Source organism: Bacillus sp. 22-7 (assembly GCF_010628845.1).
Lineage (GTDB): Bacteria > Bacillota > Bacilli > Bacillales > Cytobacillaceae > Cytobacillus > Cytobacillus firmus_B.
In genome coordinates this window covers 1-10,822 of record NZ_NJQY01000028.1, presented here as the reverse complement: position 1 = coordinate 10,822, position 10,822 = coordinate 1, and the positions used below count along the sequence as shown (strand labels likewise).

At 44.9% G+C, this 10,822-nt stretch carries 11 protein-coding genes and 1 pseudogene; 11 read left to right on the top strand and 1 reads right to left on the bottom strand.

Features of this window, described 5'->3' with window-relative positions; genetic code table 11:
* Window positions 1-365: 365 nt before the first annotated feature.
* The 11 genes and pseudogenes from CE058_RS18995 to CE058_RS18945 all read left to right on the top strand — a co-directional run bounded on the left by CE058_RS18995 (window position 366) and on the right by CE058_RS18945 (window position 9,324).
* Window positions 366-524, top strand: coding sequence for a YezD family protein (locus tag CE058_RS18995; protein ID WP_152966826.1), 159 nt, complete (start codon window positions 366-368; stop codon window positions 522-524).
* 100 nt (window positions 525-624) lie between these two features.
* Entirely contained in the window at window positions 625-1,341 is a 717-nt protein-coding gene (locus tag CE058_RS18990) for a phosphoadenylyl-sulfate reductase (protein WP_163144760.1), read from the top strand.
* A gap of 15 nt (window positions 1,342-1,356) precedes the next feature.
* Window positions 1,357-2,421 carry a sulfate permease gene (locus CE058_RS18985; RefSeq protein ID WP_163144759.1) on the top strand — a complete coding sequence of 355 codons (1,065 nt, stop codon included), beginning with the start codon at window positions 1,357-1,359 and terminating at the stop codon, window positions 2,419-2,421.
* Between the two features lie 26 nt (window positions 2,422-2,447).
* Window positions 2,448-3,593: a sulfate adenylyltransferase gene (gene sat, locus CE058_RS18980; RefSeq protein WP_163144758.1), complete on the top strand. Its 1,146-nt coding sequence runs from the start codon at window positions 2,448-2,450 to the stop codon at window positions 3,591-3,593.
* A 13-nt stretch (window positions 3,594-3,606) separates the two neighbouring features.
* Window positions 3,607-4,206, top strand: coding sequence for an adenylyl-sulfate kinase (cysC, locus tag CE058_RS18975; RefSeq protein ID WP_163144757.1), 600 nt, complete (start codon window positions 3,607-3,609; stop codon window positions 4,204-4,206).
* 162 nt (window positions 4,207-4,368) lie between these two features.
* On the top strand, window positions 4,369-5,145 hold the full coding sequence (cobA, locus tag CE058_RS18970) for a uroporphyrinogen-III C-methyltransferase (RefSeq protein WP_163144756.1): 777 nt from the start codon (window positions 4,369-4,371) through the stop codon (window positions 5,143-5,145).
* Between the two features lie 32 nt (window positions 5,146-5,177).
* The gene (locus CE058_RS18965; protein ID WP_163144755.1) at window positions 5,178-5,930 is read left to right on the top strand and encodes a sirohydrochlorin chelatase; all 753 of its coding nucleotides are present in this window, start codon (window positions 5,178-5,180) and stop codon (window positions 5,928-5,930) included.
* The gene (locus CE058_RS18960) at window positions 5,911-6,519 is read left to right on the top strand and encodes a precorrin-2 dehydrogenase/sirohydrochlorin ferrochelatase family protein (RefSeq protein WP_163144754.1); all 609 of its coding nucleotides are present in this window, start codon (window positions 5,911-5,913) and stop codon (window positions 6,517-6,519) included. Before CE058_RS18965 ends, CE058_RS18960 begins: the two co-directional genes overlap by 20 nt.
* 102 nt (window positions 6,520-6,621) lie before the next feature.
* Window positions 6,622-7,722: a CdaR family transcriptional regulator gene (locus tag CE058_RS18955; RefSeq protein ID WP_163144782.1), complete on the top strand. Its 1,101-nt coding sequence runs from the start codon at window positions 6,622-6,624 to the stop codon at window positions 7,720-7,722.
* Window positions 7,723-7,944: 222 nt separating this feature from the next.
* Window positions 7,945-8,154 (top strand): annotated as a pseudogene (locus CE058_RS25155) (GntP family permease); the annotation flags it as partial.
* Window positions 8,155-8,172: 18 nt separating this feature from the next.
* Window positions 8,173-9,324 (top strand): glycerate kinase, encoded by a 1,152-nt coding sequence (locus CE058_RS18945; RefSeq protein WP_163144753.1) that lies wholly within the window; start codon window positions 8,173-8,175, stop codon window positions 9,322-9,324.
* A gap of 81 nt (window positions 9,325-9,405) precedes the next feature.
* Here CE058_RS18945 and CE058_RS18940 read toward each other — a convergent pair whose 3' ends face one another.
* Window positions 9,406-10,428, bottom strand: a complete 1,023-nt coding sequence (locus CE058_RS18940; protein ID WP_163144752.1) for a DUF1646 family protein — start codon at window positions 10,426-10,428, stop codon at window positions 9,406-9,408.
* Window positions 10,429-10,822: the final 394 nt, after the last annotated feature.

Sequence of the window (10,822 nt, the reverse complement as noted above, 5' to 3'; positions counted from 1 at the left end):
TCCGCATGTTAGACACCACATCTTTAGCAAAAGTCAAAAGAAGCTGCACCAACCCCATCATGAACACCACATCACTAACAAAACCAAAAGATCTTGCATAATAGCCAATTACAAAACCTAATATCATCAAAAAATCTCAGGGGAATTCAACGTGAATAGGTACATAAAAAACCTGGTACTTTACCAAAAAACTAAGTAAGGTTAACGGTTTTCAGTGAAGATAAGCCCATTTATCAGATTTTTAAAATTTTCTTTAAATAAGTTGTTGACAATTCCTATGGGTATGGTAGGATTAATCTCAACATCACAAAAAACAAACAAAAAAACGTATCCTTTCCTCAACAAAAAAAAGGAGGCGAGCCTCACTGAAACAGGCAGACTGGGAAGAGTTATCTGCTCATTTAAAGCAGATGCTTCAGAGCATTAAATTCGGATCGATCACGCTGGTCGTACAGGATGGCAAGGTCATACAACTCGAGAAGAACGAAAAGGTTCGTCTTCAACCAAATAAGCGCGCTGACTAGACAAACTAGAGGCGGTTTTTCCAACTGAAGTTTTTTCAGGCGGGAAGACTGCCTTTTTTGATTTTAAAAGATTTCAAGAATATGAAAGGAGTACTGCAAAATGAGCAATGCAGTAACATATGAAAACTGGAATCAAATCTCAGATTCGTTCCCAATTGATGACAAATTAAAAGGCGCAAGCACAGTGTTGAAATGGGCTTATGAGCATTATCCTGAAGACAAAATTGTCTATGCATCGAGCTTCGGAGCGGAAGCCATCGTGCTGATTGACCTTATTCAGGAAATTAAGCCAGATGCCCATATTGTCTTTTTGGACACCGGGCTTCATTTTCCGGAAACCTATGAAGTGATTGATAAAATTGAGGCCCGCTTTCCAAGCCTCAGGATTGAGCGGAAAGAGCCCAAGCTGACGCTGGACCAGCAGGCTGCTGAATACGGTTCGGCACTTTGGAAAAGGGAGCCGAATTCATGCTGCCAGATCCGTAAAGTGATTCCGTTAAGAGAAGCGTTAACACCAAAACAGGGCTGGATCTCCGGCCTTCGGCGGGAGCAGTCGCCGACAAGAGCGAATACTCAATTCCTAAACAGGGATGAAAAATTCAGGAATATCAAAATTTGCCCGCTGATTCACTGGACATGGGATGAGGTTTGGGCCTACATCAAGGAAAAAGACCTGCCTTACAACACTTTGCATGACCATGGCTATCCAAGCATTGGCTGCTTTCCCTGTACACAGGCAGTCGATGAAAATGGCGATTCCCGTGCGGGCCGATGGTCTGGCACAGGCAAAACTGAATGCGGCCTTCATACGAGCTAGAAGGAGGGTGATACCATGCTTACGATCATAGCGGTCACAGTCGGTTTATTTTTCGCCATGAATATAGGGGCAAGTGGAGCAGCAGCGTCCATGGGGATCGCGTATGGCTCAGGTGTCCTGAAAAACCGTATGATAGCTCTTATTCTTTGCGGCTTGGCCGTATTCTTCGGAGCATGGCTTGGCGGAGGAGAAGTGGTAAAGACGATGGGAAGCGGTATTGTTCCTAAAGAGACCTTCACGGTTGCCATCGCGCTGATTGTGATTGCATCTGCAGCATTATCGCTGTTTCTGGCGAATGTATTCGGCATCCCGCTGTCTACCAGTGAGGTGACAGTAGGTTCTGTTGTTGGTGCCGGAATCGTCTACCAATCCTTATTTGCCGGAAAGCTTGCCTGGATCGTTATGTTCTGGCTGCTTACTCCATTTGCCGCATTTTTAATTGCCATAGCGGCAGCCGCTTTTTTAAAGAGAAAGTTCATACAGAACCTGATTAAAAAGCCTAAAGCAACTCCGATCTTAGCCATACTCGTCGTCTTCATGGGTGTGTTTGAAGCATTCTCGGCAGGCATGAATAATGTTGCCAATGCAGTCGGCCCGCTTGTTGGTGCAGGCATTATGAGCACAGGCAGCGGAATCTTCTGGGGCGGCCTGTTTGTTGCTATAGGAGCCGTTCTGCTGGGAAAAAAAGTCCTCGAGACGAATGGCAAAAAGATTACCAAAATCCGGCTTGAAGAAGGCTGTGTCATTTCTGGAACAGGAGCCGGAATAGTTATGATTGCTTCCGTTTTTGGAATTCCTGTTCCTTTAACACAAATCACCACTTCCTCCATCATTGGAATCGGATTTGTGAAGCAGGGACGGTCAGTCTTCAAGAAGGACATTGTCGTGCAGCTATTAGTCGTATGGGTCGTCTCACCCGTTTTATCGATGGTTCTGTCCTATACGCTCATCCAGCTGCTCATTGAACAAAATGTATATCCGGTGATTGCAATGGCCGGTGTCCTTATCTCCGTTTTCGGAGTGAAATTCTTAATGAATCAGGCACCAGCCAGTGTAAGGCCGATAACTGAAAAAAAGTAAATTTTAAAAAGAAAGGTTGATGAAAAATGGCTCTGCCGAAACCTCATGGAGGAAAATTAATTCAAAGCTACAATCCCAATTATGACCTGACAGGAATTGAAAAAGAAATCTTAATAGATGCCATCGCACTGAGTGATCTGGAACTTATAGGTGTTGGCTTATTCAGTCCTCTGACAGGTTTCCTTGGAAAAGCAGACTATGAATCTGTTGTTGAAAAAATGAGACTGGCAGACGGAACGATTTGGTCCATTCCCGTTACACTTCCCGTTCAAGCGGAAAAAGCCAAAGAGCTTGCAGCCGGTAAAAAGTTTAAGCTGGTTCACGAAGGTGAAGTATACGGAGTCATCACGGTATCAGAATGGTATGAGCCGGACCTGAGCAAAGAGGCACGTGAAGTCTACAAAACGGAGGAGCAGGCACATCCCGGTGTAAAAAGGCTTTTTGAACGCGGTCCGGTTTATGTTGCCGGTGAGGTAACGCTGATTAAAAAACCTGGCAAAGGTGTAGCCGAGGATGTATGGTTCGAGCCTAAAGAAACAAGGGCACTGTTTGAAGAAAAAGGCTGGAAAACAGTGGTTGGCTTCCAGACTAGAAACCCTGTGCACAGAGCACACGAATACATTCAAAAAGCTGCGCTGGAAACGGTGGATGGGCTATTTTTGAACCCGCTTGTGGGTGAAACAAAATCAGATGATATCCCTGCAGATGTCCGTCTTAAGAGCTACCGGGTTCTCCTGGAAAATTACTATCCAAAAGAGCGCACACAGCTGGCAGTCTATCCAGCAGCCATGAGATATGCGGGGCCGCGAGAAGCGATCTTCCATGCGATTGCAAGGAAAAACTTCGGCTGCACACACTTCATCGTTGGAAGAGATCATGCCGGTGTCGGCAATTATTATGGCACATATGATGCGCAGCATATATTCAGCCATTTTACAGAAGAAGAGCTTGGCATCAAGCCGCTGTTCTTCGAGCATAGCTTCTACTGCAATAAGTGTGAAGGCATGGCATCTGATAAAACGTGCCCGCACAGCAAAGAAGACCGCGTCATTCTATCCGGCACAAAGGTAAGGGAAATGCTTCGGAACGGGGAGCTGCCGCCATCCACTTTCAGCCGCAAAGAGGTTGTAGAAGTGTTAATAGAAGGCATGAGAGAAAAAGAAACGGTATAAGGGGAGGGTAAACATGACAAAGGCAACCAACATCACCTGGCATGACGCCGCAATTACGAAGGAAGACAGACGGGCACAGAACGGCCACGGAAGTGTAGTCCTCTGGTTTACCGGCCTATCAGGCTCAGGCAAATCAACGATTGCAAATGCAGTATCTCACGAACTATTCCGCCAGGGCATCAATGAATACGTTTTGGACGGTGACAATGTCAGACACGGCTTAAATAAAGATCTTGGCTTTTCAGAGGCAGACAGAAATGAAAATATCAGGCGCATTGGGGAAGTCGCGAAGCTGTTTGTGGACAGCGGAAAGATCGTTACAACAGCGTTCATTTCTCCTTTCCGGTCGGATAGAGAAACTGTCAGGGCGCTGTTTGAAGCAGGGGAATTTATTGAAGTCTTCATCGACTGTCCGCTCGAAGAATGCGAACGTCGGGATCCAAAACAATTATACGCAAAAGCCAGACGCGGGGAAATTAAGGATTTTACAGGAATCGATTCCCCTTACGAAGCACCAGAGAGCCCTGAAATTACGGTCCGATCCGACCAGTACACCGTAGAAGAAGCAGTCGGTCAGATAGTTGCCCATCTGCGGGAAAAGAATATTTTATAAATAACCGGGAGTCTCTTATAATAGGAGACTCCTTTTCTGAAAAAATAATTCCTACTATTTCACCCCGAAAAATGGTATTATAGAAAACAATTAGATTATCAGCCTAGGAAAAGCGTTAAAGTGCATATATTATAAGACAATACAGAAAGGGCGGGCATGAGTATGACAGGAAAAGTTTATTTAGTAGGTGCCGGACCGGGTGACCCGGACCTGATGACTGTTAAGGGAATGCGCTGCCTGCAGGAGGCAGATGTCGTTCTTTATGATCGTCTCGTTAACCGTGAACTATTAAATTATGCGAGAAAAGAAGCCCAGCTGGTATATTGCGGCAAGCTCCCCAATCATCATGTGATGAAACAGGAAACCATTAATCATCTGCTCGTCAAATATGCGAAAAAAGGTCTTCAGGTCTGCCGGCTGAAAGGCGGAGATCCATTTGTATTCGGCAGAGGCGGGGAAGAGGCAGAAGAGTGTGCCAATCATGATGTGCCATTTGAAATTGTGCCCGGAGTCACTGCAGGGATCGCGGCATCTGCTTATGCGGGGATTCCGGTCACACACCGAACCTTAAGCAAAAGTTTCGCATTTGTCACAGGACACCAGGCAGGAAACGAAGAAGCTGAGCACCAGTGGGCCCATCTGGCGCATGCAGTCGACACGATTTGTGTATATATGGGTGTGTCCCATTTGCCTAATATTGTGAAAAACCTTATTCAAAATGGGAAATCACCTCAGACACCGATTGCTCTCGTTCACTGGGGAACCCTTTCAGAGCAGCGGACTGTTGCTGGCACGCTTGCTACAATTGAGAACAAAGTGAAAGAATCCAACATCACAAATCCAAGCATGATCGTCATTGGGAATGTAGTCTCCATGCACCATAAAATTAATTGGTTTGAAGAAGAAATTGTACCAAATCTGCCTGCTGTGCAGGGATAAACGGCGGTTTTAAAAAGGAGGGAGCCTAACTAATGAAAGCGGTCCTATACATCGGCCATGGCACACGTTCAAAAAAAGGAGCTGCCGAAGCAAACCTTTTTATCGAAAGTGTTATGAAAAAAGTCGATGCTCCCATTCAAAAGCTTTGTTTTCTGGAATTAACTGAGCCTTACATTAAGGAAGGCTTTGAACACTGTGTCAGGGAAGGAGCCACAGAAATTGTCATTGTGCCTCTATTTTTACTTGCAGCCGGACATATCAAGCAGGATATTCCTGAAGAACTTGCTCCTTTAATAGAAAAATATCACGGCATCATCGTAAAAATGGTGGACCCATTTGGAGTCCAGGACACTATTCTAGACGCCATTACAGAGCTTGTTACAGCAGATGCCCAGCCGATATCTCCTTTAGATTCTGTTTTAATTGTGGGAAGAGGCAGCAGTGATCCTTCCATTCTTAGAGCTTTTGACTCTATCAAAAACGGAATCAGCTATCGTCTCTGTGTGAAAAATGTGCAGGTCTGCTATCTGGCAGCCGCTGCTCCGTCGTTTCAGGATGGTCTTGACTCCATATGCCAAAAGGCAAGCGGCAATGTGATTGTCATCCCATATCTACTATTCTCAGGGCTTTTATTAAGTGAAGTTGTAAGAGAGGTAAATAAGAAGGTAAAGTCAGGATACTCTGTGAATCTTACTGATACGCTGGGGAAACATGCCGCTATCCAAAATCTGGTCGCTGGAAAAGCGAATGGAGAGGTGAATGTGAATGCAGCCGTTATTCATTGATTTAACCAGCAAGAAGATCGTTATTGCTGGCGGCGGCAGAATTGCCTTACGAAAAGCGAAAACACTTGATGGAGAAAATGCCCAAATTACGTTTGTTGCTCCTGTTATTTCACATGATCTCATCGCTTTCGCTCATCAAAGAGGCTATGAACTCATTCAGCGGGAAGCTTCCGCAGATGATTTTAAATATGCTTTTTTATCGATTCTGGCTACAAATGAACGTGAAGCTAACCATGCACTGGCTAAATCACTAAATTCAGATCAGCTGGTTTGCGTGGTCGATGAAGCAGGAGAAGGAAATGTAATCTTCCCGGCAGCTGTAAAGCGCGGTCCTCTTCAAATCGCTGTCACCTCAAATGGTGCAAGCCCAAAGCTGACCCGGATGCTCAAAAAACAGCTGGATGAACAATTTGATGAGAGCTGGACGGGATATTCAGAATTCCTTGGAAACTGCCGCGATTATATTAAAAAGCTTTCTATCCCCCCGTCGGAAAAAAATGAGCTGCTTGCCGAACTGCTGGATGACCGTTACCGCCTTTCAGAGGATGAGCGGGAACACAAATGGGCATACCTGCAGACATTAGCATAAACAACTTCTTAACCGTGTCTTGTTACACGGTTTTTATTTTGTTTATTGTGCAAATATACTATGATACATTGTTAGTAATCTATCAGGAAGGCGGAGTGAATGGTGCACTTTTTATCCTATGAACTCGCTCAGGAAATAGTGGAGCGCACGATGAAAATTCTTAATAAAAATATAAATGTTATGAATGAGGAAGGCATTATAATCGGATCAGGTGAGAAGGAAAGGATCAACCAGGTTCATGACGGCGCTTTATTGGTCCTTAAAAAAGGCAAGAGTGTGGTAATTGATGAAAAAAGTGCTGCCGGACTGAAAGGAGCCAAGCCGGGAATCAATTTGCCCATCCAGTTTAACAATCAAATTATTGGTGTAGTCGGCATCACGGGGGAACCCGAGCAAATCCAGAATTATGCAGAGCTTGTTAAAATGGCAGCAGAACTCGTTCTGGAGCAGTCTTTTTTGCTGGAAAGAGTACAGTGGAAGCAGCGTCTCCAGGGCGAGATTGTAAACCTGCTTATTTCTGAAGAACCTTTAAATGAAGCCTGGCTGGAAGAGAGGGCCGGGTTTTTGGGATACGATCTTAAAATCCCGCGGACAGCCATTGTACTGAAGCTGCCGGAAGAGCTGGGTACTGAGAATCAAAAGCTTATTAATGCCATTCATTTTGAGTTAGGAAACCAGGATTTAACAGGGGTAACGTTCAACAATGAAATTGTGATTTTAAAGGCAGGGGGACAGTCTGAACAGATCTCCGCTTTAAAGCGGATTGACAGCCTTTCAAAGAGGAAAGCGGTTATTGGGATAGGGAATACTTCTGAGAAGATGAACGGCTTAAAATTGTCTTTTCGGCATGCACGGCAGCTTACTGAACTTGGACCCAGGATTCACCCCGACGCAGGCTATTACAGTTATGAAAAATACTGGCTCGAAGCAGAGATATGCACGCTTGGTCTAAAGGACACTGAGGCAATCTCTTTCTATGACCGGCTCATGGAGCAGGATAAAAAAGGGGAGCTGGCTCAAACTCTTGATGTTTTTATGAAGGAAGGCGGAGACCTTGGCAAAACAGCAGACCGCTTATTTATCCATCGCAATACTCTGAGATACCGCCTGGATAAGATAACAGAAGTAACTGGAAGAGACCCGCGGAATATGAAGATGATGCTTGAACTGTATGTAGCGAAATTAATCAAAATCCATCAATAATTGTGCAAGTGCACAATTACATTAGAATTCTAACCGCTTCTTTTCATCAGCATACACAATGAAACAATACGCGCAAACGCTTACAATGGATACATAAGCAAATCATCACGAGAGGGCTCATAATGGATGTAACTGTAAGCACTTTAGGCGCGATTTCAGCTTTAGTCATTGCCATACTATTAATCTTGAAAAAAGTTCCGCCTGCTTATGGAATGGTCGAGAATATCAGCTTTAGCAGGGGCAGCCATGATTCATGCTGGGGCTACCGTACTGGATCATTTGCCGCACAGAAGCTTTTTCCATGCAACCGCAGGAAGCGTCAATATGGATATGAAAGGAAGATTGAAGCTAATGCCATATGAGTCGCTTATCGGTTTAACTCTTGCCGTTATTTCAACTCTGATATTTGGAGTCTTTAAGCTTTTTGGCTAAAGAAAGGGGAGATCAGGAATGAAAATAGTTATTGCGCCGGATTCTTTTAAGGAGAGTTTATCGGCACTAGAGGCAGCGAATGCCATTGAACGAGGGTTTAAATCAATTTTTCCAGATGCTCAATATAAAAAAATGCCGATGGCTGACGGAGGAGAGGGAACGGTCCAATCGCTTGTAGATGCAACATACGGAAGAATGATTGAGCGTACTGTCACGGGTCCGCTGGGAGAACCGGTACAGGCATTCTTTGGCTTAATGGGGGATGGAAAGACAGCTGTCATTGAAATGGCAGCTGCATCCGGCTTGCATCTGGTTCCTCCAGAAAAACGGAATCCCTTACTGACATCAACTAGGGGAACAGGTGAATTGATCACTGCCGCAGCGGACACAGGAGTTCAGCACATCATAATTGGTATCGGCGGAAGTGCGACAAATGATGCGGGAGCAGGAATGATACAGGCATTAGGCGGAAAGCTTTATGGTAAAACGGGCAGGGAAATCGGTCCGGGCGGAGGGGCGCTTGCTGAGCTTTCAGCCATCGACATGTCAAACCTCGACCCACGGCTTCGGGACATCCATATTGAAGTAGCATGCGATGTTGATAACCCATTAACTGGTCCAAGAGGTGCTTCCGCTATCTTTGGGCCGCAAAAAGGGGCGACACCAGAAATGGTACAGCTGCTGGATCGGAATCTGGGCCATTTTGCAGATATTGTTGAACATGCACTCGGCAAACCATTTCGCGATATAGAGGGGGCAGGTGCGGCCGGAGGGATAGGCGGAAGTCTGCTTGCATTCTTAAATGCTGACTTAAAAAGAGGAATTGATATTGTCCTTGACGCAGTTAACTTTGAGGAGGAAGTAATAGGTGCTGACCTTGTCATTACAGGCGAAGGCAGGATTGACAGCCAGACGATTTATGGAAAAACGCCAATTGGGGTGGCAAAAGCGGCAAAGAAGCACGGAATACCCGTATTCGGTCTTGCAGGTTCCTTATCAGACGACAGCCATATCGTCCATGACCACGGTATTGATGCGCTTTTCAGCATAGTTCCTGGCGTGATAACCCTTCCGGATGCTTTTGAGAAAGCAGCACTTCATATGGAAAGAACAGCGAGGAACATAGCGGCCATTATGAAAATGAATAGGATAAGAAATTGGAAGCTGTGAGATGCAGATTCTTTTTAGTAAATAATAATAATGTTATGTAAACTAAATAAGATAAATAAAAAAGGACTGCACGCAGCCCTTTTAATTCCCACTGAATAAAATAAGCACAAAATATCCAATCATCGTGACCAATCCAAAAGGCACTCCGAATACGGCCCACTCTTTACTCGTAATCTGCAGTTTACCGGCAGCAATAATATTGGGAATATTTCCGGGGATCAGCATTCCGCCGCTGATCAGGAGTCCCAGAAGAATCGATTGAACGGTGAAATGGTCCATAGATGGACTGATTTCAGCTGCAGCAAGGGTAGCATTGTCAAGTACAGCAGAAATCATATTGATCCAATATAACAGAAGCGGATTTAAACCGATTAAAAAGTGATTGATCAGCGGTTCAAAACCGGCCCCAAGCATCGTCAGGCCCATGACAAAAAAGTAAATCTTCAAAGCCCTGACAAAGATTTCTTCATAGTTTTCACTGGCAGGCTTTTTGGTAAAGGAAGCTTTTCCAGAACTAGGCTGTTTAACAGCTATCGCTGCCATGATGCCGAAAAACACGAGGGCAATAATAATTTGCGGTCCAACCAAATCCATCAAAAAGAAAAAGTCTTCTTTCATTTTACTGATGGCAATGGTGGAAAGCGGTTCGCCAATTGGCGTCAGTGCTGCGCCAAGGCCAATCGAGAAACAGGCGAGTACTGTCAGCCTGACTTCTGAGGTTCTATCAAGCCTTAGGGCACTAATAATTAACACAAGAACCAGTGCAGCAATAATAGCGGTAATAACACTTGAAATTAATCCCAGGAAAATGACCATCAATGCTGCAAATAATCGAAACGGCATGCGCCGGCTTACTGAAAGGATGCTTTTTTCCAGATTTGCCTGAAACCACTTAAACAAGAGGCCCGCAATAAAGACAGCGAGTGTAATTTTTACAGGCTCCTGTGCCGCTTGTACAAAAAGACCGCTGTTTAGAACTCCGCTAGCGAGTGCTGCGGAAAGCCCCATTACAAATAAAAACATCTCCAGATTTTTTTCCACAAACTCAGATAGAAACGGCATGACAAGAACAATTATGAAAATAACCACTAATAAATAAATCATAATCCTGCTCCATTTGGTTATTTTCCCAGCTTAATCACAAGGAATATTACATGCATATGCTTCCCCTCGGACAAACTTTCCATAAAGTGAAACTTCAATCAGGGGGTTTTCCTTATTCTCACTGATTGTTAGTTGAGGCTCACGGAAAGTGGGTCACAAAGACGTTGCCACAGGACAAGGAAAGCTACGGGCAGCGATACATCGCACGACCAAAAGCGGCAGCTTTTGGGAGGAGGTGGCGTTCTTAGTCTTTGTTCTTCTTTTCGGGCCTTTACATTATAAAACGAGGCGACTTGCCTAGGGGTGACAAGCGAGCCCCTAGGAGCCGCAGCTAGATTGGGCAGTTTGACCCCCGCCTATCCTCCCTTATTCCCTCTGAGTCTTGAAGTGGGGG